This window comes from Salinifilum ghardaiensis (genome assembly GCF_054491345.1).
Genome location: NZ_CM137101.1, coordinates 2,886,177 through 2,911,401 on the forward strand (window position 1 = coordinate 2,886,177; position 25,225 = coordinate 2,911,401).

The 25,225-nt window shown below is 72.2% G+C and carries 18 protein-coding genes; 7 read left to right on the forward strand and 11 right to left on the reverse strand.

Annotated features, from left to right (window positions below):
* Positions 1-330: 330 nt before the first annotated feature.
* Positions 331-3,189: an excinuclease ABC subunit UvrA gene (gene uvrA, locus ACVGV0_RS13185; protein ID WP_459155963.1), complete on the reverse strand. Its 2,859-nt coding sequence runs from the start codon at positions 3,187-3,189 to the stop codon at positions 331-333.
* A gap of 345 nt (positions 3,190-3,534) precedes the next feature.
* Between uvrA and ACVGV0_RS13190 the strand changes: the two genes are divergently transcribed.
* Together ACVGV0_RS13190 and ACVGV0_RS13195 are read left to right on the forward strand one after the other, a co-directional pair.
* Complete coding sequence (locus tag ACVGV0_RS13190) at positions 3,535-4,212, forward strand: MBL fold metallo-hydrolase (protein ID WP_459155964.1); 678 nt, start codon at positions 3,535-3,537, stop codon at positions 4,210-4,212.
* Between the two features lie 179 nt (positions 4,213-4,391).
* Positions 4,392-4,850: a L,D-transpeptidase gene (locus ACVGV0_RS13195; protein WP_459155965.1), complete on the forward strand. Its 459-nt coding sequence runs from the start codon at positions 4,392-4,394 to the stop codon at positions 4,848-4,850.
* A 60-nt stretch (positions 4,851-4,910) separates the two neighbouring features.
* Here the strand turns inward: ACVGV0_RS13195 and ACVGV0_RS13200 are convergent, their stop codons facing one another.
* The 7 genes from ACVGV0_RS13200 to ACVGV0_RS13230 all read right to left on the reverse strand — a co-directional run bounded on the left by ACVGV0_RS13200 (position 4,911) and on the right by ACVGV0_RS13230 (position 14,860).
* On the reverse strand, positions 4,911-6,344 hold the full coding sequence (locus ACVGV0_RS13200; protein ID WP_459155966.1) for an aldehyde dehydrogenase family protein: 1,434 nt from the start codon (positions 6,342-6,344) through the stop codon (positions 4,911-4,913).
* A 117-nt stretch (positions 6,345-6,461) separates the two neighbouring features.
* Entirely contained in the window at positions 6,462-7,886 is a 1,425-nt protein-coding gene (locus ACVGV0_RS13205; protein ID WP_459155967.1) for an aminobutyraldehyde dehydrogenase, read from the reverse strand.
* Entirely contained in the window at positions 7,886-8,827 is a 942-nt protein-coding gene (gene speB, locus ACVGV0_RS13210) for an agmatinase (RefSeq protein WP_459155968.1), read from the reverse strand. The genes ACVGV0_RS13205 and speB overlap by 1 nt, the downstream gene beginning before the upstream one ends.
* Positions 8,828-8,887: 60 nt before the next feature.
* Positions 8,888-10,195: a flavin monoamine oxidase family protein gene (locus ACVGV0_RS13215; RefSeq protein ID WP_459155969.1), complete on the reverse strand. Its 1,308-nt coding sequence runs from the start codon at positions 10,193-10,195 to the stop codon at positions 8,888-8,890.
* A gap of 120 nt (positions 10,196-10,315) precedes the next feature.
* The gene (locus ACVGV0_RS13220) at positions 10,316-11,782 is read right to left on the reverse strand and encodes a purine-cytosine permease family protein (protein ID WP_459155970.1); all 1,467 of its coding nucleotides are present in this window, start codon (positions 11,780-11,782) and stop codon (positions 10,316-10,318) included.
* 170 nt (positions 11,783-11,952) lie between these two features.
* On the reverse strand, positions 11,953-13,365 hold the full coding sequence (locus tag ACVGV0_RS13225) for a helix-turn-helix domain-containing protein (RefSeq protein WP_459155971.1): 1,413 nt from the start codon (positions 13,363-13,365) through the stop codon (positions 11,953-11,955).
* A gap of 10 nt (positions 13,366-13,375) precedes the next feature.
* Positions 13,376-14,860: a PucR family transcriptional regulator gene (locus ACVGV0_RS13230; RefSeq protein WP_459155972.1), complete on the reverse strand. Its 1,485-nt coding sequence runs from the start codon at positions 14,858-14,860 to the stop codon at positions 13,376-13,378.
* 80 nt (positions 14,861-14,940) lie between these two features.
* Between ACVGV0_RS13230 and gabT the strand changes: the two genes are divergently transcribed.
* Positions 14,941-16,269 carry a 4-aminobutyrate--2-oxoglutarate transaminase gene (gabT, locus tag ACVGV0_RS13235; RefSeq protein WP_459155973.1) on the forward strand — a complete coding sequence of 443 codons (1,329 nt, stop codon included), beginning with the start codon at positions 14,941-14,943 and terminating at the stop codon, positions 16,267-16,269.
* 278 nt (positions 16,270-16,547) lie between these two features.
* Here the strand turns inward: gabT and ACVGV0_RS13240 are convergent, their stop codons facing one another.
* Positions 16,548-17,456, reverse strand: coding sequence for an MBL fold metallo-hydrolase (locus ACVGV0_RS13240; RefSeq protein WP_459155974.1), 909 nt, complete (start codon positions 17,454-17,456; stop codon positions 16,548-16,550).
* A gap of 73 nt (positions 17,457-17,529) precedes the next feature.
* Entirely contained in the window at positions 17,530-18,096 is a 567-nt protein-coding gene (locus tag ACVGV0_RS13245; RefSeq protein ID WP_459155975.1) for a TrmH family RNA methyltransferase, read from the reverse strand.
* A 293-nt stretch (positions 18,097-18,389) separates the two neighbouring features.
* On the opposite strand from ACVGV0_RS13245, the gene ACVGV0_RS13250 reads away from it, so the two are divergent.
* From ACVGV0_RS13250 to ACVGV0_RS13265, 4 genes are all read left to right on the forward strand, one after another.
* Entirely contained in the window at positions 18,390-19,802 is a 1,413-nt protein-coding gene (locus ACVGV0_RS13250) for an amino acid permease (RefSeq protein WP_459155976.1), read from the forward strand.
* A 224-nt stretch (positions 19,803-20,026) separates the two neighbouring features.
* Positions 20,027-21,472, forward strand: a complete 1,446-nt coding sequence (locus ACVGV0_RS13255; RefSeq protein WP_459155977.1) for a sodium/glutamate symporter — start codon at positions 20,027-20,029, stop codon at positions 21,470-21,472.
* Positions 21,473-21,635: 163 nt separating this feature from the next.
* A complete protein-coding gene (locus tag ACVGV0_RS13260; protein ID WP_459155978.1) occupies positions 21,636-22,043 on the forward strand; it encodes an ArsR/SmtB family transcription factor in 408 nt (135 codons plus the stop codon).
* A complete protein-coding gene (locus ACVGV0_RS13265) occupies positions 22,040-23,944 on the forward strand; it encodes a heavy metal translocating P-type ATPase (RefSeq protein WP_459155979.1) in 1,905 nt (634 codons plus the stop codon). The genes ACVGV0_RS13260 and ACVGV0_RS13265 overlap by 4 nt, the downstream gene beginning before the upstream one ends.
* A gap of 134 nt (positions 23,945-24,078) precedes the next feature.
* On the opposite strand, the gene ACVGV0_RS13270 is transcribed toward ACVGV0_RS13265, so the two are convergent.
* Positions 24,079-25,221: an adenosine deaminase gene (locus tag ACVGV0_RS13270; protein WP_459155980.1), complete on the reverse strand. Its 1,143-nt coding sequence runs from the start codon at positions 25,219-25,221 to the stop codon at positions 24,079-24,081.
* Between the last annotated feature and the right edge of the window lie 4 nt (positions 25,222-25,225).

A 25,225-nucleotide genomic window follows, 5' to 3' on the forward strand; every position in this document is an offset into this window, starting at 1 on the left:
TTCGAAGGGTGATTCCGAAATTTCCGCGACACAGCGGTGAATGCGCCGGGCATCAGCTCTTCGGAGGCCCGTTTCCCGGCCGCGGACACCGCGCCGGACGCGAGAACGCCCGCGGGTGCGCGGATCCGCAGCGCCGATCACGAGAACCCCTGCGGATCCGGGCTTTCCCGATCCGAATCGAACGCAGCGGAGCACAACGGTCACATGCCGTCGAACTGCGCCGCCGGAGTGCACACGTCTGCACGCACCGTGTTCGCAGCTCGTCCCGAGGCGGCAGCGTCGATGTACCACCTGGGCAACGGGACCCGCGCACGACGACCCGACGAAGCCCTACTGGCCGAGGACCGGGCGCAGGAACCTGCCGGTGTGGCTCTCCTCCACCTCGGCCACGTCCTCCGGAGTGCCCTCGGCGACGACGCCCCCGCCGGCAGCACCGCCCTCGGGGCCGAGGTCGAGGATCCAGTCGGCCGTTTTGAGGATGTCGAGGTTGTGCTCGATGACGATGACCGTGTTGCCCTTCTCCACGAGGCCGTGCACGACACCGAGCAACTTGCGGATGTCCTCGAAGTGCAACCCGGTGGTGGGTTCGTCCAGGATGTACACGGTCTGGCCGGTCGAGCGCTTCTGCAGTTCGCTGGCGAGCTTGACGCGCTGGGCCTCACCGCCGGAGAGGGTGGGGGCGGGCTGCCCCAGCCGCACGTACCCCAGCCCCACGTCCACGAGGGTCTGCAGGTACCGGTGCACGGCGGTGATCGGCTCGAAGAACTCAGCGGCCTCCTCGATCGGCATGTCCAGCACTTCCGCGATGGACTTGCCCTTGTAGTGCACCTCGAGGGTCTCCCGGTTGTACCGGGCCCCCTTGCACACCTCGCAGGGCACGAACACGTCGGGCAGGAAGTTCATCTCGATCTTGAGCGTGCCCTCGCCCGCGCACGCCTCGCACCGGCCGCCCTTGACGTTGAAGGAGAACCGGCCCGGCTGGTACCCGCGGACCTTGGCCTCCGTGGTCGCCGCGAACAGCTTCCGGATGCGGTCGAACACGCCGGTGTAGGTGGCCGGGTTGGACCGCGGGGTGCGCCCGATCGGCGACTGGTCCACCTGCACCAGCTTGTCGACGTGCTCCAGCCCCCTGATCCGCGTGTGCCGCCCGGGGACCTGGCGGGCCCCGTTGAGCTTGTTGGCCAGCGCCGCGGCCATCACGTCGTTGACCAGTGTGGACTTGCCCGATCCGGAGACGCCGGTCACACCGATGAACGTGCCCAGGGGGAAGGAGACGTCGAGCTTGCGGAGGTTGTTCTCCCGCGCGCCCACCACGGTGAGCTGCTTCTTCTTGTCCCGCGGCCGGCGCAGCTCGGGAACGGGGATCTCCTTGCGCCGCGTCAGGTAGTCGGCCGTCAGCGAGCCCTCCTCGTCCAGGAGCTCCTTGACGGGGCCGCTGTGGACCACCTGGCCACCGTGCTCGCCCGCACCCGGGCCGATGTCGACGACCCAGTCGGCGCTGCGGACGGTGTCCTCGTCGTGCTCGACGACGATGAGCGTGTTGCCCAGGTCCCGCAGCCGGGACAGGGTTTCGAGCAGCCGGTGGTTGTCGCGCTGGTGCAGCCCGATCGAGGGCTCGTCGAGCACGTAGAGCACCCCGACCAGTCCCGAACCGATCTGCGTGGCCAACCGGATGCGCTGGGCCTCACCGCCGGAGAGCGTGCCCGCGGCGCGGTCCAGGGTCAGGTAGTCCAGGCCGACGTCGAGCAGGAACCCCAGGCGCGCCTGCATCTCCTTGAGCACCCGGCCGGCGATCATCTGCTCGCGCTCGCCCAGCACCATCCCGCGCAGGAACCGGGAGCACTCCTGCACGCTCAGGTTGGCCACCTGCGCGATCGACAGCTGCCCGTACTCGGCCCCCTCCAGCGTCACCGCGAGGATCTCGGGCTTGAGCCGGGCGCCGTCGCAGGAGGGGCAGGGCACGTCGCGCATGTAGCCCTCCCACTTCTCCCGCGCGTAGTCCGACTCGGTCTGCTCGAGCCGCCGCTCCAGGAACGGGATCACGCCTTCGAACGAGGCGTAGTACGAGCGCGTGCGGCCGTAGCGGTTGCGGTAGCGCACGTGCACCTGCTCGTTGCTTCCGTGCAGCACCGCCTTCTTGGCCTTCGTGGGCAGCTGCCGCCACGGTGCGTCCATCCGGAAGCCGATCGCCTCCGACAGCCCCTTGAGCAGCCGGGTGAAGTACTCGGCGGGAGGGCCGCTGGCCCACGGCGCGACCGCGCCCTCCTCCAGGGAGAGGTCCTCGTCGGGCACGACCAGCTCCGGGTCCACCTCCTTGCGGAAGCCCAGGCCGGCGCAGTCCGGGCACGCGCCGTACGGGGAGTTGAACGAGAACGAGCGGGGTTCCAGCTCGTCCACCCCGAGCTCGTGGCCGTTCGGGCAGGCGAGGTGCTCGGAGAACCGGCGCTCGCGCGCCGCGTCGCCCTCGTCGGCGTCGACGAACTCGAGCACGACCAGACCGTCGGCCAGGCGCAGCGCCGTCTCGACCGAGTCGGTCATGCGCTGCTTCGCCCCTGCCTTGACGGTGAGCCGGTCGACGACCACCGCGATGTCGTGCTTCTCCTGCTTCTTCAGCTTCGGCGGTTCGTCGAGCGAGTGGATCTGCCCGTCGACGCGCACGCGCGCGTACCCGCCGGTGCGCAGCTGCTCGAACAGGTCGACGTACTCGCCCTTGCGTCCGCGCACCACCGGCGCCAGCACCTGGAAGCGGGTGCGCTCCGGCATGCCGAGCACCTGGTCGACGATCTGCTGCGGCGTCTGCTTGCTGATCACCTCGCCGCAGGTGGGGCAGTGCGGCGTGCCGGCGCGGGCGAAGAGCAGGCGCAGGTAGTCGTAGACCTCGGTGATCGTGCCCACCGTCGACCGGGGGTTGTGGCTGGTCGACTTCTGGTCGATCGACACGGCCGGGGACAGGCCCTCGATGAACTCCACGTCGGGCTTGTCCATCTGGCCGAGGAACTGCCGCGCGTAGGCGGACAGCGATTCGACGTAGCGGCGCTGCCCCTCGGCGAAGATCGTGTCGAACGCCAGGCTGGACTTTCCGGACCCGGACAGCCCGGTGAACACGATCAGGCTGTCCCGGGGCAGATCGACGTCGACCCCGCGCAGGTTGTGTTCCCGAGCGCCGCGGACAACAAGGCGGTCAGCCACTGTGATCCTTTCGCCGAAATCCTGTCGTTGGCGAGCCGCGCGGCCGGGGCCGCACCGCACCGGCCACCTGCCGGCGGTCAGCCGGTCCCGCAGCGAACCGGACGGCCGTCGTCGCCTGCGCGAACCATGCCCCGCGCGGACCATGCTAGGGGGCGCCCCCGACAGTCCCCGCTGTCGGCCCGCCCGCGAGCGGACGGGGACGGAGGCCCCGCGCGCGTGCCAGGCCCGACGATACGCTTCCGCGCAGCGGAGCCGACACGCACCGTGACGCGCCCCGCGCGCAGCACCGCCCCGCCCGAATCCCGCCGGTGTGAACCGGACCTCACGGCCGGATAGGCTCCGGGCGTGCAGGTTCGAGAGGATTACGACGGACACGTGCAGCCGGGCGGAGACCCGGCTCGCCACCAGCTCACCGACCTGAGCATCACCAAGATCTCGGTCGGGCCGATGGACAACAACGCCTACCTGCTGGTGTGCCGCAACACCGGCGACGCCCTGCTGATCGACGCGGCCAACGACTCGGAGCGGCTGGTCGACCTGCTCGGGCACGACGACGAACGACCGCGGCTGCGCACGATCGCCACCACGCACCAGCACGGCGATCACTGGCAGGCGCTGCCCGCGGTGTCCGGGCAGACGGGCTCCTACACGGCGGCCCACCCGGACGACGCCGCGGGGCTGCCGGTCCCGCCGGACCACCTGGTGGAGCACGGGGACGTGCTCAGCGTGGGCGACTGCCAGCTGGAGGTCATCCACCTCCGCGGGCACACGCCGGGGTCGATCGCGCTGCTGTACCGGGATCCGCACGGGCACCCGCACCTGTTCACCGGCGATTCCCTGTTCCCCGGCGGGGTCGGCAAGACCACCTCGCCGGAGAACTTCGCGTCGCTGCTCGGCGACGTGCAGGACCGCGTCTTCGCGGTCCTGCCGGACGAGACGTGGTTCTACCCGGGCCACGGCGACGACTCCACCCTCGGGGCCGAGCGCCCCAAACTGCCCGAGTGGCGCGAACGAGGCTGGTGACGCCCCCGCCGGCACGCGTCCGGCAGCGGTGGCCGCTGCCGGGCGCGTGATGCCGCGGAAGATCGCGCCGCGCAGCAGCGGCCGGCGGCGCAACTCCTCCCCGCGCTCATGCGTCACACGAACGTGTCACCGTTGCGGTATCGGGGGCACGAGAGCATGACGCGCGAGGGAGTGAGTCGATGAGGATCAGGAAGAGCTCCGCCCTGGGGCTGAGCGCGCTCGTCGCGGGTGGCCTGCTCGGCGGTGCCGTGACCGCGCAGGCCACCGGCGGCAGCCCGAGCCCCTGCGAGCCCTCCGCCCGGGCCTGCGTCGACCTGGCCACGCAACAGGCGTGGTTGCAGCAGGACGGCAGCACCACCTACGGCCCCGTGCCGCTGACCTCCGGCAAGCCCGGCGCGGAGACCCCGCCGGGGACGTTCCGGGTGCAGTGGAAGGACGCCGACCACCACAGCGGCGAGTTCGACGCCCCGATGCCGAACTCGGTGTTCTTCACCACGACCGGCATCGCGTTCCACGAGGGCAGCCTGCAGGAGCGGTCGAACGGCTGCCTCCACCTGTCCACCACCGCTTCCCAGCGGTTCTTCGACGGGCTGCAACCCGGCGACGAGGTCCAGGTCCTCCCGCAGGACCGCCTCTGACCAGCCGCCGAATCCCGGGGTGCGGACGTTCCCGGGGAACCTCCGCACCCCGGGATTTCGTCACGGGGTGACGCCGGTGAACACGGTCACCCGCTCCTCGGTGAGATCGGTCATGGCCGCGTGCACGCCCTCGCGGCCGGTCCCCGACTCCTTGACCCCTCCGTAGGGCATCTGGTCGGCGCGGAAGCTCGGCACATCGCCCACGATCACCCCGCCGACCTCCAATTCCGCCGAAGCGCGGAAGGCCAGGTTCAGGTCGTTGGTGAACACCCCGGCCTGCAGGCCGTAGCGGGAGTCGTTGACCCGCTCGAAGGCCTCGTCCGGCGAGTCCACCGGGCTGACCACGAGCACCGGGCCGAACACCTCCTCGCAGGACACGCGGGCGTTCTCGGGCACGTCGACGAGCACCGTCGGCGCATAGGTCGCCCCGGTGCGCTCGCCCCCGGTGACCACGCGCGCCCCGGAGTCCACCGCCTCGGCCACCCACTGCTCGACCCGAGCGGCGGCCTCCTCGTTGATCAGCGGACCCACCCGGGTCGCCTCGTCGGCCGGATCACCCGTGCCGAGCTGCTCGACCTTGCCGGCGATCCGGGACAGCAGCTCGTCGTACGCGGAGCGCTCGGCGTAGACGCGCTGCACGCCGATGCAGGACTGCCCCGCCTGGTACATCGCGAAGGTGGCGATGCGGTCGGCGGCGCGGTCGAGGTCGGGGCAGTCGGCCGCGACGATCGCGGCCGCGTTGCCACCCAGCTCCAGCGTGACGTGCTTGCGCGGGGCCGCGTCCCGGATCGACCAGCCGACCGGCCCGGAACCGGTGAACGACACGACCGGCAGCCGCGGGTCGGCGACGAGTTCCGGCGCCTTGGCGTCGGTGGTGGTCAGCACCGACCACGCCCCCGCGGGCAGATCGGTCTCGGCGAGGATCTCGCCGAGCAGCAGCGATGACAGCGGCGTCTTCGGAGCCGGCTTCAGCACCATCGGTGCGCCGACGGCCAGCGCGGGCGCGACCTTGTGCGCCACGAGGTTCAGCGGGAAGTTGAACGGCGCGATGCCCAGCACGGGACCGCGCGGCACTCGCCGCACCCAGGCCATGCGGCCGTCCGCCGACGCGTCGGTGTCCAGCCGCTGCACCTCGCCCGACCAGCGGCGGGCCTCCTCCGCCGCCCAGCGGAACGTCGACGCGGCGCGCCCGACCTCGGCGCGGGACCAGCTGATCGGCTTGCCGTTCTCCGCGGTGATCAGCTGCGCGAACTCCTCGGCCCGCTCCGCGATCCGGCGGTGCACGTGGTCCAGCGCGGACGCGCGGACGCGCGCCGGGAGGGCGGCGAACTCGTGCCGCACCCCCTCCGCCGCGGCCACTGCCTTGTCCACGTCGGTGTCGTCGGCGTAGCAGACGGCGGCCACGAGCGATCCGTCGTAGGGATGGCGCACCTCGAACGACGCGTCGGTGGTCACCCGCTCCCCGGCGACCCAGTATCCGGTGACCGGTGGCATCGGTTCCTCCTGTCTCACGGTGTCGTGCCGACCGTATGCGCTCACCACCGCACCTCGGCATCGCCGATCCGGACAGCGCTCCCGGCGCGATTGGACAGATCGGCACGCGGTGCGGGGTCAGTCCAAGCTGTGCATCACGTGCTTGACCCGGGTGTAGTCGTCGAAGCCGTACTGGGAGAGGTCCTTGCCGTAGCCGGAGTGCTTGAACCCGCCGTGCGGCATCTCCGCCACCAGCACCATGTGCGTGTTCACCCACACGCACCCGAAGTCCAGCGCGGCCGTCGCGCGCTGCGCCCGCGCGTGGTCGCGGGTCCACACGCTGGAGGCGAGCGCGTAGTCGACCCCGTTGGCCATCCGCAGGGCCTCGTCCTCGGTGCGGAAGCGCTGCAGCGTGAGCACCGGACCGAAGATCTCCTCCTGCACCGCCTCGTCGTCCTGGTTCACCCCGTCGACGAGGGTCGGTGCGAAGAAGCAGCCCTCCTCGCCCACGCGGTGCCCGCCCGCGAGGACCCGCGCGTGCGCGGGAAGCCGCTGGACCACCTCCTGCACGCGCCGCAGCTGCCCCTCGTTGTTCAGCGGTCCGCACGCGGCGTCCACATCGGAGGGCGGTCCGCACCGGCGCTCGCGCACCCGCTCGGCCAGCATCGCCGTGAACCGCTCGGCGACCGAGTCGGCCACCAGCACCCGGGTGGCCGCGGTGCAGTCCTGCCCGGCGTTGAACGTCCCCGCGTCGGCGATCCCGTCCGCGGCCGCCTGCAGGTCCGCGTCCTCGAACACCACGGCCGGCGCCTTGCCGCCCAGTTCCAGGTGGACGCGCTTCAGGTCGGTGGCCGCGGCTTCGGCCACCTGGCGCCCGGCCCGCGTGGAACCGGTGATCGCCACCATCCGCGAGGCCGGGTGGGTCGTCACGAGCCGACCGGTCTCCCGGTCGCCGCAGACCACGTTGAGCACGCCCGGACCGAGCGCGTCGGCGGCCAGCTCACCGAGCAGCGCGGCGCTGACCGGGGTCGTGTCGGCGGGTTTGAGCACCACGGTGTTGCCCGCAGCGACGGCGGGGGCGATCTTCCACACCGCCATCATGAGCGGGTAGTTCCACGGGGCCACCTGCCCGATCACGCCGACCGGCTCGCGACGCACGTACGAGGTGTGCCCCGGGGCGTACTCGGCGGCCGCCGCGCCTTCGAGCGTCCGCGCCGCCCCGGCGAAGAACCGGATCTGGTCGACGGAGGCCTCGACCTCCTCGCTGCGCGCGGCGGCGACCGGTTTGCCGGTGTTCTCCACCTCGGCGGCGACGAACTCCTCGGTGCGGCGTTCCAGCTCGTCGGCCAGCCGCAGCAGGGCGCGCTGCCGGTGCGCCGGCGTCGTCGCGCGCCACTGCTCGAACGCCCGCCCGGCCGCGCGGTAGGCGGCGTCCACGTCCGCCGCGGCGGAGACCGGTGCGCTCGCGAAGGTCTTTCCGGTGCAGGGGTCGACCAGTTCGCCGGTGACGCCGCTTTCGGCGTCCACCCGTTCCCCGTCGATGATGTTGCGGACGTGGCGCATCAGTGGCCTCCGGGAAGGATGCTCAGCATGTCGTAGATGACGTGCGCGGCGGCGATTCCGGTGATCTCGGCGTGGTCGTAGGCCGGGGCCACTTCCACGAGGTCGGCTCCCACCACGTTCAGGTCGGACAGCCCGCGCACGATCTCCAGCAGTTCCCGGCTGGACAGCCCACCGGCCTCCGGGGTTCCGGTGCCGGGCGCGAACGCCGGGTCGAGCACGTCGATGTCGATCGACAGGTAGATCGGCCGGGTGCCGAGCCGGGTGCGGATGCGGTCGATGATCGTGTCCACCGGCGTGCGGGCGAACTCGCGGCTGTGCACCGCGGCGAAGCCGAGGCGTTCGCTCTCGTCGAGGTCCAGCTTGGAGTACAGCGGTCCGCGCAGGCCGACGTGCATCGAGTGCTCGAAGTCGACCAGTCCCTCCTCGGAGGCCCGGCGGAACGGGGTGCCGTGCGTGTACGGCGCGCCGAAGTAGGTGTCCCAGGTGTCGAGGTGGGCGTCGAAGTGCAGCACGGCGACCGGACCGTGCCGCTCGTGCTGCACCCGCAGCAGCGGCAGCGCGATCGTGTGGTCCCCGCCGACGGTCACGAGCGTGCGCCGCGTGCCGGACAGCTCCCGCGCGGTGGACTCGATCGTGCCGATGGCCTCGGTGATGTCGAACGGGTTCACCCCGAAGTCGCCGGCGTCGGCGACCTGGCGCCGGGCGAACGGCTCGTCGCCGGTGGCCGGGTTGTACGGCCGCAGCAACCGGGAGCTCTGCCGCACGTGGTTGGGGCCGAAGCGGGCCCCGGGGCGGTAGCTGACCCCGGTGTCGAACGGCACGCCCCACAGCAGCAGGTCGGCGTCGGGCACCTCGGCGTACCGGGGCAGCCGGGCGAACGTCGTGTCACCCCCGTAGCGCGGGATGCGCGTGGAATCGACCGGTCCGATCGGGTCGTTCATGTGCTCCTCCACCTAGAAAACGGTCTCCAACCTGGAAAGCGGTCCCAGCGGTGCGCGGGTTCACGGAGCGCTGCGGATCTCCTCGGCCGCGCGCTTGCCGGACTCGATCGCGCCGTCGATGAAGGCGCGCCAGCGGCGGGCGGTGTGCGAGCCGCCGAAGTGCACCCGCCCCTCCGGCTCTCCCACGGCGGTTTCGTACGCGGCGAACTGCCCCGCGCGGAAAGTGGCCCAGGTCCCCTTCGAGTACGGGTCGTGGACCCAGTCGTGCGCCCGCGCGTCGAGCACCTCCGCCTCCGGGGCGAACTCCCGCACGGCGCGCTGCACGTCGGCGAGGTCCGCGGGATCGACGCGGTCGTGCTCCGGGGCGAAGCACACCAGCACCACACCGCTGCCGGTGGTCTTCATCGCGCCGACGTAGTCGAAGGACGTGCCCCACCCGAATCCGCTGATGTCCTCGGGGACGTTGCGGGCCAGCGCCCAGACCTTCTGCCCCTGCCCAGCGTGGTTCTCCCGCGAGATCGCGCTCTTCTCCGGCGACAGCGCGGGGACGAACTCGATGTCCTGCCACACGCCGACCGGCGTGGTGACCAGGGCGCGCTCGGCGCGCACGCTGCCCTCCCGGGAAGTGACCACCACACCGGTGCCATCGGACTCGACGCGCTGGACCGGGGTGGACAGGCGGAGCGCGGCGCGGCTGTCGTCCAGGATCGCCCGCGCCAGCGACGCGGTCCCGTCGACGAACGTGTACCCGAGCACGCTGGCCTGGACCATGCCCCACAAGGACGCGTCCATGGACGCGCACCAGCGGATGACGTCCAGCGCCGAACCGGTGCGCTCGCTGGCGTTGGCGCAACCGCAGAACCACGAGATCATCAGTTCCCTGGCGTTGCCGGTCAGCCCGGCCTCGGTGGCCCACTGCTCGATCGGCACGTCCAGGTCGGCGAGGTCCTGTTCGGACAGCGGCCGCAGCGGGTCGATGCGGCCGGCGGCCTCGACCAGCGCGGAGACGGCGCGCTCCAGCGCCGGGTACTCCTCGGCCCGCACGGGCAGCAGGGTGTCCAGCACCTCCCCGCGGTCCGACCACGTCATCCGCGCCGGGAGCTCGCTGTCCTCGACGGCGATCCCGTAGCGGCGCGCTTCCTGCCACACGTGGGTCTGCTGCGGCACGATCCAGGTACCGCCCATCTCCAGCCCGGCGCCGTCGAGCTCCGCGGGCTTGTACCACGTGGAGCCGCCGATGCGGTCGCGCGCTTCCAGGACCAGCACGCTGTGACCGGACTCGCCGAGCTCCCGCGCTGCCGTCAACCCGGAGAACCCCGCTCCGATGACGACGACGTCGTAGTGTTCCATGTTCTCCTGACTCCTCATGTGCTCTCGCCCGCTCTCCCGGCGGACGAGGATGTGTGTGACTACCGATGTCGGGGTCCTGGAGCGGGGCGGCGCTGGAGGTTCCCCACCCGACCACGACGCCGGCCGATCCGCGGCCCCCTAAACGTGCGCGGTCTGCCGAACCGGCCGGGCGGACTGCTGCTCCCGCGGGGGCCGGGGGTGCGGTCGGCCGAGGGTGAGCGCTCCGAACGCCGCCGCGGTGACGGTGGCGGCGACGAGGAAGCTCACGTCGATGCCGCCGGTCAGCCGCAGCAGCGGACCCGTGTACAGGGCGGTGTCCACGGACAGCAGGCCCGCCGCGGAGCCGATCGCCCAGGCGAGCACGGCGCGGGGGTTCCAGCCGGCCGCGTACCAGTAGAGCCCGCCGGTGGCACGTCGGTTGTACACCTGCAGCGACTCGGAATCGTAGTCGCCCCGGCAGCGCGCGAACCCGAACAGCGTGACCACGGCCCACGGGGTGCCGACAGCGGTGAGCAGCAGCACGAACGCGGTCACCGCGTTCTGCGCGTCCCAGACGAAGTAGCCGAGGAACACCAGGACCGTCGACAGCGCGGACACCAACGTCGTAGCCACGACGCGGGACAGCGGGGGAACGATCGCGTCCAGGTCCAGCCCCATGCTGTAGATGAGCACCCCGGCGTTGCCGACGGTCCCGAACAACCCGCTGAGCAGCAGCGGCGGCAGGAACCACAGGGGCGCGGCAGCGACCAGCGGACCGACGTAGTCACCGGCGGCGCCGGAGGCGAACGCGGTGAACGTGCCGAACAGCTGCGGAGTCAGCAGTCCCAGGGCCATTCCGAGGCACAGGCTGCCGCAAACCCGCGCGGAGGAGTAGCGGCGCGGCGACACGTACCGGCTGTAATCGCCGAGCAGCGTGATGAACGCCATCGGCCCGCTCAGCCCCGCGGCCACTGCGGACAGCGCCCAGGTGCGCCAGAACGTCCCCAGCAGGTACCCGTCGGTGACCGGACCGGTCTGGAACTTCCCCGCGTAGGCGAGCAGCCCGAGCAGCATGAGCACCACGGTCCCCGCGGCGACCCACTTGCTCATCCGGGTCAGCAGCTGGTAGCCGAAGATCGCCGCGAGCACCGACAGCACGGCCAGCACCGAGTACACCGCGCCGAAGGCGATCCCGTTGTCCGGCAGGCCGAGGATCCTGTGCAGCGGCCCGACCACGGCCGCACCCCCGGTCCACACGGTCAGCGCGGCGTAGCCGAGCGACAGCAGCAGACCGATGACCGAACCGACGAGCCGTCCCCGCACGCCGAACGTCGCTCCACTGCTCGTCGACAGGTTCGTCCCGGTGTGCAGCGAGATCAACCCCAGCGGGGCGACGAGCACGATGCCCAGCACCGTGCCGCAGAGCATGGACCCGACGGCCGCCCAGAACCCCAGGCCGAACGAGGCGGGCAACCACCCGAAGATCACCACGCCCAGGCACATGTTGGACCCGAGCAGGATCCCGACGATGTCCCGCGGACGCCCCGTGCGGTCGCCCTCCGGAATCGTGTCCACACCGTGCGTTTCGATGCCGACGCGTTCGGCCGACGCCGTGCGTTCTGCCATGCGGTGGTTCCTGTTCCTGACGGGTGCGCGTGCTGCTGGGCCGCGCGCCGAGCGGCGCCCCGCCATCGTGCGGTGCGTCACTCCCGGGGATCCACGCACGGATCGGACGAAAAACACGAGTGATGTTGGAGGATCGCACAACCAGCAGATCCCGGCCCCGCGCTCCGCCCTCAGCTCCGCCGCAGGGCGCGCAGCGCCAGGTACAGGTCCACGCGGTCGGAGGTGCGGGCCACCGAGCGCCCCGTGAGCTCCTCCACCCTGCTGATGCGGTGCCGCAGCGTGTTGATGTGCACGTGCAGCCGCTGCGCCGCCTCCTGCCACCGCCCGCCCTCGTCGAGGAACACGCGCAGGGAAGCAAGAAGGTCACCGCCCCGCCGCTCGTCGTTCTCGAGCACCGGCCCCAGCAGCGCGCGGGCCGTGGCCCCCAGCAGGTCCGGGTCCTGCGCCTCCAGCAGCATCGCCGGGCTGCTCAGCTGGTCGTGCGTCATCCAACCGGCCGCGGACCGCGACGACACGGCCTCGGCGGCACGGCTCGCCTGCAGCAGGCTGATGCGCAGTTCCTCGGCGGTGGCCGGCTTGCCCACCCCGAGGTGCACCACCGCCGGGTCGAACTCCGCGTGCGCGGAGCGGGCCAGCTCGGCCGCGGTGCCCCGGACCCGGGCGAAGGCCACCACCTCCTCGCCCCGCTGCACGGCGATGCCGTCGGTGCCGAGGAACTCGCCGAGGCGCGCCGAGTGCGCCGCGGGCTCCTCCGTGCGGACCACGAGCGCGGCCAGCGGCCCCTCGGCGGGAAGCCCCAGCGAACTCAGGCGGGTGCGCACCGTCTCCGCCCCGGCCGCACCGCTGGCCACCCATTCGAACAGCTCCCACGCGTAGCGCAGTTCGGTCGCCCGGACGGCGCGGCTGCGTTCGATCTCCAGGGCGATGAACGGCATCGCCTGCACGACGGCCGCGTGCTCGACGACGTCCAGCTCCTCCACCGGACGCGGCAGCAGCAGCTCGGCATCGGCCAGGCCTTCCCCGATCAGCGGCAGCGGATGCCGCGACTGCGGCTGGGTTCCGGTGACGAGACCGCCCGCGGCGCGCACCGCCACCGGAGCACCGAGCTTGCCGGTCAACGTGTCCAGCACCGCCTCCACGCCGCGCCGCACCCGCAGCGCGGCGACGATCTCGTCCTGCTGGGCCAGGTGCCTGCGCAGCGGGCGTTCCCACTCGGCGCGCTTGGCGCTGACGAACGTTTCGGCGATGTGCAGGAACGGCACGCTCACCGGCACCACGAAGCAGGTCAGACCGTGCCGGCGGGCGGCTTCGACGAACTCCTCGGGCACGACCGGTTCCGGGGGCACCAGGCCGAAGCCGACGGCCGCGACGTCGGCGGCGGCGAGGTCGGCGAGGAACTCCGCGGCCGTCAGACCGGTGGTGCGCCACACCCCCGCGGTCAACACCACCTCACCGCCGCGGAGGAACCGGCTCGGGACGTCGATCTCGATGGTGTGCACCCACCGGATGGGGCGCTCGACGTTGCCGCGCACGCGCACGTCGAGGGCGAGTTCTGGGTCGTCGAGCAGCTCTGCGACGAGCACCGGCGCCTCCTCAGCGGTCCGAGCGGTCGAGGATCTGGAGGGCGAACCAGAGTTCGGCACGCGCACCGGGCTGGTCCAGGTCGCGGCCGAGCAGCCGGCCCGCCTTCCGCACCCGGTTGCGCAGAGTGTGCCGGTGGACGCCGAGCCGGCTCGCCGCCGGGTCCCACTGACCGTGGTGCTGCAGCCACGCGCGCAGCGCGGTCAGCAGCACCTCGTCCCCGCGCAGCGGGCCGAGCAACGACTCGGCGAAGCCCCGCGCCGCGGGCGCGGGCAGCAGGTCGAGCACCCCGCTTCCGGACAGCTCGCCGAAGTGGACCGCGCTTCCCTCGCCTGCCGCGCGGTGGGCGTGCTCGGCCTGCCGCAGCCCCTCCTCCAGGGCCGTGTAGTCGCAGGGCTCCGACACGCCGGCAGCGCCCTCGGGCCGCTCGGTCAGCCAGTCGAGCGCGGGACCCGCGGCGACGAGGCCGGTGACGGTGTCGCCGCGGGTGGCGAGGAAGCCCGCGCCCACCGGCCGCTCGGCCTCCCACCGGGCGAGGAGGCCCGCCGGCCGGGGGTCGCTGACCACGACCACGTGGAACGGTTCGCCGGGGAGCTGCTCGCCCAGCCGGGTCAGCACGTCGGCCACCGGTCGGCCGCGCAGCAGCAGTTCCAGGGTCGTCGAGCACAGCCGGGCGCGGGCCTCGTCGAACGCGGCGGCCTGCTCGACCGCGAGCGTCAGCAGCGAGGCCGCCGAGTTGATCACGTGCTGATCGGTCGTGCTGAACGGCTCCGCCCGACCGACCGCCAGGTAGCCGCGCCCCTGCCGCCCGAGCACCTGCATGCTCACCTCGTCGCCGCCGAGGTCGAATCCCGTGGCGGCCGGTCCCTGCTTGCGGCGCAGGTCGGCCACCGCGCCGTGCAGGTGCTCCGCGCGGGCGTGCGCGGCGCTCGGCGCGGCGTGCACGGCGCCGGCCCGCTCGTCGAGCAGCAGCACCCAGGCGTCGAGCAGCTCGGCGAGCTTCCGCACCAGCGCAGCCTGTCCGTGCTGCCGGCCCGCGGCGTGGGCGAGTTCCTGCTGGGCCTGGCTGGTCCAGCGCAGACCGGCGTACTCCGCGGCGGCGACCGCGCGGGACACGGCTTTGCTGATGGCGATGAACGGGGTGCGGCGCGGCACCTCCACCAGGGGGAGGCCGCTGCGGGCGGCGGCGTCGACGAGTCCGCCGGGGACGGTGCGGTGGATGATGCCCACGCCGAAGCCGAGCGCGGCGATGCCCGCGTCGACGAGGCGGTCCACGAACGCCGCGGAATCCTCCAGCCGCATCCCCGTGGTCAGCAGCAGCTCCCCGCCCTCCAGGAAGGGGGTGGGATCGGGCAGTTCGCTGGTGTGCACCCAGGTCACCGCGGTGTCCAAGGCCTGCGTCCCGGTGCGGATCGTGAGGCCCAGCGCGGGGTCCGCGACGAGGTTCCGCAGCGTCGACGACATGCGCCCCCCTGCCACTTTGGCGATGATTCCCATCGAAAATAACCACAGCGGCACCTGTCGTTCACCAGCACCGGGGGTGACGCTGGGCGAACCAGGTGACAAGGAGGATTCCAGTGACGAGCGCGAAGTCCCAGACGCGGAAACTGCGCACCGAGGTCCCCGGACCGCGGTCGCGCGAGCTGCAGCAGCGCCGTTCGGCCGCGGTCGCGGGCGGCGTGTCCAGCATCCTGCCGGTCTACGTCGAGGACGCGGAGGACGGGCTGCTGCACGACGTCGACGGCAACACGCTCATCGACCTCGGCTCCGGCATCGCGGTCACCAACGTGGGCAGCGCGGCACCCGAGGTGGTCGAGTCGGTGCAGCAGCAGGCGGCGGCGTTCACGCACACCTGCTTCATGGTGACCCCGTACGAGAACTACGTGCGGGTCTGCGAGGAGCTCGCCGCGGTCACGCCCGGTGAGCACGACAAGCGCAGCGCGCTGTTCAACTCCGGTGCCGAGGCGGTGGAGAACGCGGTCAAGATCGCCCGCCAGGCCACGGGCAGGCAGGCCGTCGTCGCGTTCGACCACGCCTACCACGGCCGCACCAACCTCACCATGGCGCTGACCGCGAAGTCCGTGCCGTACAAGCACGGGTTCGGCCCGTTCGCCCCCGAGGTGCACCGGGTGCCGATGTCGTACCCGGCGCGGGACGGCCGCGACGGTGCGGAGATCGCCGCCGAGTGCCTCGACCGCGTCAACACGCAGCTCGGCGCCGACGAGGTGGCCGCCGTGCTCATCGAGCCCATCCAGGGCGAAGGCGGTTTCATCGAGCCCGCGCCGGGGTTCCTGCCCGCGATCGCGCAGTGGTGCCGCGACAACGGCGCGCTGTTCATCGCCGACGAGATCCAGACCGGGTTCTGCCGCACCGGCTCCTGGTTCGCCTGCGAGCACGAGGACGTCGTGCCGGACCTGATCACCACGGCCAAGGGCATCGCGGGCGGGATGCCGCTGGCCGCGGTCACCGGCCGCGCGGAGGTCATGGACGCCTCGCCCGCCAGCAGTCTCGGGGGGACCTACGGCGGCAACCCGGTGGCCTGCGCCGGTGCGCTCGGCGCGATCGAGACCATGCGGCAGCGGGACCTGGCCGGTGCCGCGCGCTCGATCGGTGAGCTCGCCGGTCAGCGGCTGCGCTCCCTGGCCGCGGACACCGAGGCGGTCTTCGACGTGCGCGGCCGCGGGGCCATGATCGGCATCGAGTTCGTCCGACCCGGAACGACGCAGCCGAACCCCGAGCTGACCAAGCGCATCGCCGCCACCTGCCACGAGCAGGGGGTCGTGGTGCTCACCTGCGGCACCTACGGCAACGTCATCCGGCTGCTGCCACCGCTGGTCATCCCCGAGGAGCTGCTCTCCGAGGGGCTGGACGTGCTCGAGAAGGCCGTCCGCGAGCACACCGCCTGAGAGAGTCCGCGGATTGGCCGGTGTAGCGGGTCGAGTGGGGGAACCCCCGTGGGGTCGGTCTGCGCGCGTGGGGCAGAAGCGGCTGCGCCGCTTGCCTGACGGGCCGCTCACGACTGCCACCTCCGCGCGGACCGGCTGTTCCGCCGCTCGCCGCGGACCGCCGCCAGCGCGGCCGACGGCGGTCCGCCGACGGGTTCGCGCACGAGGAACGCGCAGCTCAGCCCGCCGAGCGCGGCGAACCGGGATCTCCCCCCGGCCGGATCAGCCGACCGGGCGACTCACAGGTCGAGCCGGGGCCGGATGGCGCCGCCGGCAGCCCGGGACAGCGCGCTCAGGAGCTCGTCGACGGGCACCTCCTGGGCGCGCACCTGGGCGTGGGCGACGCGGAGGTTCACCGCGTGCCGTTCCGCGTCGTGCCAGCCGGGCCAGCCGTCGCGTGCCTGCTGCTCCAGCTCCGCGAAGTCCGGGGTGGTCTCGTCGGCCACGTCGAGCAGCCACCGCAGGTAGGCGCGCATGTCGGCGAGCAGGGTCGCGGGGTCCTCCGGGATCGGCCCGTGCCCGGGAACGAGGCACGTGGCGCCGAAGCCCTCCAGCCACTCCAGCGCCCGCAGCCAGCCCGGCACGGAGGCGAACGCGGCCAGCGGTGTCACACCGTTGAACAGCAGGTCCCCGGCGTAGACGACGCCCTCGCCCGGCACCGCCACGACGAGGTCGCCATCGGTGTGCGCCTGCTGCGGGACGGGTTCGAGGCGGGCGGTCACCCCGCCCAGGTCCCGTTCGACGGGCCCGTCGAGGTGTTCGATCACCTCGGGCGGGTCGATCGCGCCCCAGTTGTCGTAGTCGACGAGCATCGGGAAGGTGTGCGGCCCCGCGCCGACCTCCGCGGCCGCGGGCGGCGTGGCCACGACCGCGCCGCCGTCGGCGGCGACGAGTCCGGCGCCGTTGGCGTGGTCGCCGTGCGCGTGCGTGAGCGCTGCGGTCAGCGGGAGCCCGCCGCCGTCGGCGCGGAGCGCGGCGAGCAGCCGCCGCGAGCGCGCCTCGGTGGCGCAGGTGTCCACGAGCAGCGTCCGGTCCTCGCCCCGGACCCACCCCGCGTTGTTGAGGAACCACCCCCCGGGCAGCTGCAGGTAGGCGGTGCAGCGCGCGGACACGGGCACGGCGGAGGGAGCGGCGGGCTCAGCGGCCACGGGACCATCCTCTCCTCGCGGGGACTGCGGACGGCCCCAGGATGCACGATCCGATCACGCCGCTGCCACGGCCTCACCCGCACCGCAGGCGGTGCAGCGCGATGCCGGCGGCCACCGAGACGTTCAGCGAGTCCTTCGTGCCGAACTGGGGGATTTCGAGCAGCACGTCGCAACTGCTGCGTAGTTTGTCCGGAATACCGGAAGTCTCCTCGCCGAGCAGCAGCGCCACCCGCTGCGGCGGTGCGTACTCGTCGAGCGCCACCGCGCGGTCGTCGCGTTCGAGCCCGGCGATGGTGAACCCCGCCGCCCGCAGCTCGGTCAGCAGCGCGGGGATGCCCGGGTGGAACCGGCACGGCACGACCTGCTCCGCACCGAGCGCCGATTTGTGGATCTTGTGCGTGAGCTTGTGGATCAGCCCGGGGGTCCGCGTGTCGTCGTCCTGCTCCGGGTACGGGGTGTAACCGGTGCAGTACACTGTGGACAGGGAGAAGACGTCGGCGGTCCGCAGCAGCGCTCCGACGTTGTGGGCCGAGCGCATGTTGTGCGCGATCGCCACGATCTCCCGCGGCGACGGCGGTTCCGCGGCCCTCCCCGCGGGAACCTGCTGCGTCCCGGAAACCTGCGGGACCGGTTCCGACACCTGCGACCACCTTCACCATCACCGATCGCACGAGCAACACCTCGGCGGCACCACGAGCACCGAGCCGCGCGAGCACCCGCGCACCACTGCTGCCATGTTACCCGCCACACCCCGCTGCCCAGGAACGCAGGGGCGCGCGGGCTGGCTCGTGCGAGCGCGCCGCTGCGGCGACCTGCGGAGGGGCGGCCCCTGCAGCGGCGCGCGCAGGCGGGCATAGCATTGCTCCCGCCTCGCGGCCGACCGATCTGCGGCCGCGCCCAGGCGAAGGGCCGCCATCGTTTCCGGGAGAGCTCGTGCACACGGAGAAGTCGAGGCTGAGCCGGGGGTTGAACGCGCGTCACATCCGGTTCATCGCGCTCGGTTCGGCCATCGGGACGGGGTTGTTCTACGGCTCGTCCGAAGCCATCGGGCAGGCCGGGCCGTCGGTGCTGCTGGCCTACCTCATCGGCGGGCTGGCGGTGTTCTTCGTCCTCCGCTCGCTCGGCGAGATGGCGGTGCGGGATCCCGTCCCGGGCTCGTTCGGGGAGTACGCCGCGCGCTACCTCGGCCGCTGGGCCGGGTTCATCACCGGCTGGACCTACACCTTCGAGATGATCATCGTGTGCCTGGCGGACGTGACCGCGCTCGGCGTGTACATGGGCTTCTGGTTCCCCGACGTGCCGCGCTGGATCTGGGTCCTGGCGGCGCTGGGCGTCATCGCCGCGGTCAACCTGCTCAGCGTGGCGGTCTTCGGGGAAGTCGAGTTCTGGTTCTCGCTGATCAAGGTGCTCGCGATCATCGCCATGATCATCGGCGGGGCGGCGATCCTCGTCTTCGGGCTGCCCGCCGGAACCGGCGAGGTCGGGGTGAGCAACCTCTGGGAGCACGGCGGGTTCTTCCCCACCGGCGCGGAGGGCTTCGTCGCCTGCTTCGCCGTGGTCATGTTCGCCTTCGGCGGCACCGAGATCATCGGCATCACGGCCGGCGAGGCCGACGACCCGCGGCGGACGATCCCCCGCGCGGTGAACACCGTGCCGGTGCGGATCCTGCTGTTCTACGTGCTCGCGCTCGGCGTGATCATGGCGATCGTCCCGTGGAACGCGATCGGTTCCGGTGGCAGCCCGTTCGTGCAGATCTTCGACGGCATCGGCCTGGCCTCGGCCGCGGCCGTGCTCAACGTCGTCGTCATCACCGCGGCGCTGTCGGCGATCAACAGCGACGTCTTCGGCGCCGGCCGCATGCTCTACGGCATGGCCCAGCGCGGGCAGGCGCCCGCGGCGGTGCTCCGGGTCTCGCGCAACGGCGTCCCGTGGGTGACCACCGTGCTCATGACGGGCGCCCTGCTGGTCGGGGTGGTGCTGAACTACCTCATCCCGGAGCGGGCGTTCACGATCATCGCGTCGCTGGCCACGTTCGCCACCGTGTGGGTGTGGTTGATGATCCTGCTGGCGCAACTGGTCTCCCGCCGAAGGACGAGCGGCGAGCAGCTGCGCTTCCCCGTGCCGCTGTGGCCGTACGGGCAGGTCGCGACCACGGTCTTCATCGGGTTCGTCATCGTGCTGCTGGGCTTCTCGGCGGACACGCGCATCGCGCTGGCCACCGGAGTGGTGTGGCTGGTGCTGCTGAGCGCGGCCTACCTGCTGCGGTTCCGCGGGCGGGCCGCAGCGGAGATCCCATCGGCCAGTGTGGACGCCGGCGAGGAACGCTCGCCGCACCGGGGCGAGTGACCGCGCTCCGGGGTCGAAAACGCCCACGCATCACCGAGAGTGCCGATCCGCTCCGGTCCGCGTGACCGCAGCGGTCCGCTCCCGCCGTGCACCGCGGCGATGCGCCAGGTCGTCTGTGCACGCGTGGAGCGAGCCTCTACGATGCGCGGGGATCTGTGACGACTCGCGGAGCTCCTCCGGCCGGGAGGGAGCTCCGGGAACGGTTCGGGTACGGAAAGGTGACGATGTCTGCCAACACCATTGGTTTCGCGCTCCTGCTGCTGGGGGTGCTGCTGCTCGCGGCGAAGCTGATCCGGACGCGGTGGCGTTTGGCGCAGCGGCTGTACCTGCCGACGTCGATCATCGGCGGGGGCATCGCACTGATCCTCGGGCCCGACATCTTCGGCAACATCGCCGCCGCCCTCGGCTACGACGGCTTCACCGAAGGCGGGTTGTTCGGCTCGCAGATCCTCGACGTGTGGTCCGAGCTGCCGGGGCTGCTCATCTCGGTGGTCTTCGCCGGGCTCTTCATCGGCAAGCGATTGCCGAAGGGGCGCGAAGCCGGCCGCATGGCGGGGCCGCAGGTGGCGCTCGGGCTGACGCTGGCCTCGGGCCAGTACGTCATCGGCCTCCTGCTCGCCGTGCTGGTGCTCGCACCGCTCTTCGGACTGCCGCCGCTGACGGGTGCGCTCATCGAGATCGGTTTCGAGGGCGGCCACGGCACCGCCGGGGGGCTCGGCAACACGTTCGCCGAGGTCGGGTTCCCGGAGGGGCAGGACCTCGCGCTCGGACTGGCCACGATCGGTCTGCTCAGCGGCATCGTCCTGGGCATCGTGCTGGTCAACTGGGGCGCGCGCTCCGGTCGCCTGGCCGAGCGCAACGCGGGCGGCACGCCCTCGCTCAACGAGCAGCGCGGGCTGGTGGACCGGGAGCAGCGGCGCCCCGCCGCCACGCTGACGATGCACCCCTCCTCGATCGAGCCGCTGACGCTGCACTTCGGTCTCATCGCGCTGGCCATCCTCATCGGCCAGCTGCTGCTGTGGGGCCTGCAGGCGCTGGAGAGCTGGTTGTGGATCGACACCATCGAGATCTTCGGTTACGTGCCGCTGTTCCCGCTGGCCATGCTGGGCGGCATCGTGCTGCAGATGATCATCGGCCGGGTGGACAAGAACGAGATCGTCGATCGGGCCATGATCGAGCGCATCCAGGGCTTCGGCCTGGACGTGCTCATCATCGCCGCGATGGGCACGCTGTCGCTGGAGGTGCTCGCGAGCCACATCGAAGCGGTGCTCCTGCTGGCCGTCGGCGGCATCGCGTGGGGCGTGCTCGTGTTCCTGTTCCTCGCGCCGCGCATGCTGCCGGACTACTGGTTCGAGCGGGCGCTCGGTGACTTCGGCCAGTCGATGGGCGTGACCCCCACAGGGCTGATCCTCATGCGCATCGCCGATCCGGAGCTGCGCACCCCGGCGTACCCGGCGTTCGGCTACAAGCAGCTGATCCTGGAGCCGTTCTTCGGCGGCGGCCTGGTGACGGCGGCGGCGATTCCGCTGGTCGTCCAGTTCGGTGCGGTTCCGATGCTCCTCGTGATGCTCGCGCTGCTGGTGCTGTCCATCGGCAGCGGTCTGCTGTACTTCGGACGGCGCCCGAGCACCGCGAGCGCTCCCGAGGCTTCCACGAGCACGGAGTCCTGACGGCGGGATTCCCGGCCGAACCGGCGGGCGCGGGCACGATCGACGTGCCCGCGCCCGCCGCTTTTCGTGCGCGGGCACCGCCCACCTCCGCTCCCCTCCCCGGTGCGTCCCGACCGGGGCGCACCGCTTGCCGCCTGATCACCCATTAACTTATTATCTTCACATGTACGAAGATAAGAAGGCTTGCACATTCGGAGTGCGCAGCGAGTACGTCGACCTGGCCGTCGAAGTGTTCACGCTGCTCGCGGACGCGACGCGCGTGCGCATCATCCTCGCGCTGCGCGAGGCGGAACTCTCGGTCAACGAGATCGCCGAGAGCGTCGGCAAGTCGCCGACCGCGGTTTCCCAGCACCTGGCCAAGCTGCGCTGGGGCCGGATCGTGCGCACGCGGCAGGACGGCACGCGGATGTACTACAGCCTCGCCGACGACCACGCGCGGCAGCTGGTCACCGAAGCCGTGCGCCAGGCCGAGCACGCGTTGGACGCGGAAACCGCGCACCAGCGCGCCGGCGTGAGCGAGGACCACGTCCAGCAGCGCAACCGGCACGACGGCCAGGGAGGCGACCGGTGACCGGAACCCTCCCCCGGGATGCGGCGCAGCAAGCACGTGACCGGGCGAAACCCGCCTCGCTGCTGACCACCGGGGCGCGCCTGCCGGAAGCGCGGTGGGCCGCCGCGGCGCTGCTGCTGTTCGCCGCCGGGTGGGCCCTTCAGCTCGCCGACGGCCCGCCCGCGGTGTGGTGGACGCTGCACCTGGCCTGCTACGCCAGCGGTGGCTGGCAACCCGCGCTGTCCGGCCTGCGCGCGCTGCGGGAGAAGACCCTCGACCTCGACCTGCTCATGATCGTCGCCGCCATCGCGGCAGCTTCGATCGGGCAGGTCTTCGACGGCGCCCTGCTCATCGTCATCTTCGCGACCTCGGGTGCGCTGGAGGCCATCGTCACCCGGCGCACCGCGGACTCGGTGAACTCGCTGCTCGACCTCGCCCCGGAGCACGCGGTGCTCGTCGACGACCAGGGCCGCGAACAGGTCGTCGACACCGAGCGGCTGCGCGCCGGCGACGTCATCCGCACCCGTCCCGGCGAGCGCATCGGCGCCGACGGCACCGTCCTCGACGGGACGAGCGAGGTCGACCAGCAGGCCGTCACCGGTGAGTCCGTGCCCGTGGTGCGCGGCGCGGGCGACGCGGTGCTGTCCGGCACGGTCAACGGCACCGGGACGCTGCTCGTCCGCGTGGCCAAACCCGCGTCCGAATCGGTGATCGCGCGCATCGTCGCGCTCGTGGAGCAGGCCTCGGAGACGAAGGCGCGGCGCCAGCTGTTCATCGACAAGGTCGAGCAGCGCTACTCGCTCGGCGTCGTCGTCGCCACGCTGCTGGTGTTCACGGTTCCGCTGGTGTTCACCGCCGAACCCTTCGCCGAGGCGCTGCTGCGGGCGATCACCTTCATGATCGTCGCCTCCCCGTGCGCGGTGGTGCTGTCCACGATGCCGCCGCTGCTGGCCTCCATCGCCAACGCGGGCCGCCACGGCGTGCTCGTCAAGTCCGCCACAGCGCTGGAGGACGTCGGACGCACCGACACGGTCGCCTTCGACAAGACGGGCACGCTCACCGAGGGCCACCCGGAGGTCAGCGACGTCCACCCGGCCGACGGGTGCTCCGCGGAGGAGCTGCTGCGCCTGGCGGCCGCCGCCGAACGGCACAGCGAACACCCGCTGGGCAGCGCTGTCGTGGACGCGGCCGAAGCGCGCGGGCTGGCCGTGCCCGAACCGGTGGGCTTCCGCGCCCTGCCGGGCCGCGGCGTCACCGCCGAGGTCGAGGGCCGCAGCGTCACCGTGCAGCGCGGCGAGCAGGACCCCGCGGTGGTCGGCACCGTCGTGGCCGTCGAGCGCGACGGGCGGCGCGTCGGCACGATCCGCCTGACCGACCGGATCCGCGCCGACGCCGCCGGGGCGGTGCGCGCCGCCGGGGAGCTCACCGGCAACCCCACGCACCTGCTGACCGGGGACAACGAGCGCACCGCCCAGCAGGTCGCCGCGAGCACGGGTGTCGACGTGGTCCACGCCGACCTGCTGCCCGAGGACAAGAGCAACGCGGTCTCCGCGCTCGAGGCCGAGGGGCGTCGGGTGATGCTCGTCGGCGACGGGATCAACGACGCCCCCGCGCTCGCCGGCGCCACCGCCGGCGTGGCCATGGGCCGGCACGGCTCCGACCTCGCCGTGGACACCGCCCAGGTCATCGTCGTCGGTGACGAACTCCGCGTGCTGCCGAACGTCATCGCGCTGTCCCGCCGGGCCCGCCGCTACGTCGTGGCCAACCTGGTCCTCGCCGGCACGGTCATCGCCGTGCTCGTGACCTGGGACCTCGTCCACACGCTGCCGCTGCCGCTGGCCGTGGCCGGCCACGAGGGCTCCACGGTGCTGGTGGCCCTCAACGGTGCCCGCCTGTTGTGCAAGCGCGCCTGGAGCGCGTGACGGGCCCGCACCGCGGGCGCGTGCGCGGCGGAGGCGGCGGAGGACGCGCCTTCCGCCGCGCGCGCCTCGGAGCACCGGTGGCCGCACGGCGGGGTCCGCTGCGGGCGGAACCGCGCCGCGCGGGCGGTGCTGCCTCAGCCCATCCCGGTGGCGATGGAACCGCTGCCGCCGACGGGACCGAACAGCGACTCCGAGCGCAGAGCCGCGTAGCCGGGCTTGATCACCTCGTTGATGAGCGCGAGCCGCTGGTCGAAGGGCAGGAACGAGGACTTCATCGCGTTGACGGTGAACCACTGCAGGTCGTCCAGCGTGTAGTCGAACAGCTCGGCCAGCTCGATGAACTCGCGGCTCATCGACGTCTGGCTCATCAGCCGGTTGTCCGTGTTCACCGTGACCCGGAAGTGCAGCCGCCGCAGCAGGCCGATCGGGTGCTCCTCCAGCGACGGCACCGTTCCGGTGTGCACATTGGACCGCGGGCACATCTCCAGCGGGATGCGGCGGTCGCGCACGAACGAGGCCAGCTGGCCGAGCTTCGCGGTGCCGTCCTCGTCCAGCGAGATGTCGTCGACGATGCGCACGCCGTGGCCGAGCCGGGCGGCGCCGCAGTACTGGATGGCCTCCCAGATGGACGGAAGTCCGAACCCCTCCCCCGCGTGGATGGTGAAGTGGAAGTTCTCCCGCCGCAGGTACTCGAAGGCGTCGAGCGACTCCGTCGGCGGGTGCCCGGCCTCCGGTCCGGCGATGTCGAACCCGACGACCCCGGCGTCGCGGTAGCGCACGGCGAGCTCGGCGATCTCCCGCGAACGGGACTCCTGCCGCATGGCGCACAGCAGCAGTCCCACGCGGATGCGGTTGCCGGCCTCGGCGGCCCGCCCGGTGCCTGCGCGGAACCCGTCGAGGATGGCCTCGACGACCTCGTCCGGGGCCATACCGCCCTGCGTGCTCAGTTCCGGGGCGTAGCGGATCTCGGCGTAGACGACGCCGTCCGCGGCGAGGTCCTCGACGCACTCCGCCGCCACGCGCTGCAGCGCCTCGGGCGTTTGCAGCACGCCCACGGTGTGGGTGAAGCGCTCGAGGTACTCCTCCAGGGAACCGGCCGTGGTCGCGCCGGCGAACCACTGGTCGATGCCCGAGTGGTCGGTCGTCGGCAGGTCCCGGTAGCCGGTCCGCTCGGCGAGCTCGACGACGGTGCTCGGGCGCAGACCACCGTCGAGGTGGTCGTGCAGCAGCACCTTGGGAGCCCGCTGGATCTGGTCCGCGCTGGGACGTGTCTTCATCTCC

Coding starts and splice junctions, on each gene's coding strand:
- ACVGV0_RS13195 (WP_459155965.1), top strand. CDS start 4,392: ATGAGGATCAGGAAGAGCTCCGCCCTGGGGCTGAGCGCGCTCGTCGCG.
- ACVGV0_RS13200 (WP_459155966.1), bottom strand. CDS start 6,344: ATGCCACCGGTCACCGGATACTGGGTCGCCGGGGAGCGGGTGACCACC.
- ACVGV0_RS13205 (WP_459155967.1), bottom strand. CDS start 7,886: ATGCGCCACGTCCGCAACATCATCGACGGGGAACGGGTGGACGCCGAA.
- speB (WP_459155968.1), bottom strand. CDS start 8,827: ATGAACGACCCGATCGGACCGGTCGATTCCACGCGCATCCCGCGCTAC.
- ACVGV0_RS13215 (WP_459155969.1), bottom strand. CDS start 10,195: ATGAGGAGTCAGGAGAACATGGAACACTACGACGTCGTCGTCATCGGA.
- ACVGV0_RS13220 (WP_459155970.1), bottom strand. CDS start 11,782: ATGGCAGAACGCACGGCGTCGGCCGAACGCGTCGGCATCGAAACGCAC.
- ACVGV0_RS13230 (WP_459155972.1), bottom strand. CDS start 14,860: ATGGGAATCATCGCCAAAGTGGCAGGGGGGCGCATGTCGTCGACGCTG.
- ACVGV0_RS13255 (WP_459155977.1), top strand. CDS start 20,027: ATGTCTGCCAACACCATTGGTTTCGCGCTCCTGCTGCTGGGGGTGCTG.
- ACVGV0_RS13260 (WP_459155978.1), top strand. CDS start 21,636: ATGTACGAAGATAAGAAGGCTTGCACATTCGGAGTGCGCAGCGAGTAC.
- ACVGV0_RS13270 (WP_459155980.1), bottom strand. CDS start 25,221: ATGAAGACACGTCCCAGCGCGGACCAGATCCAGCGGGCTCCCAAGGTG.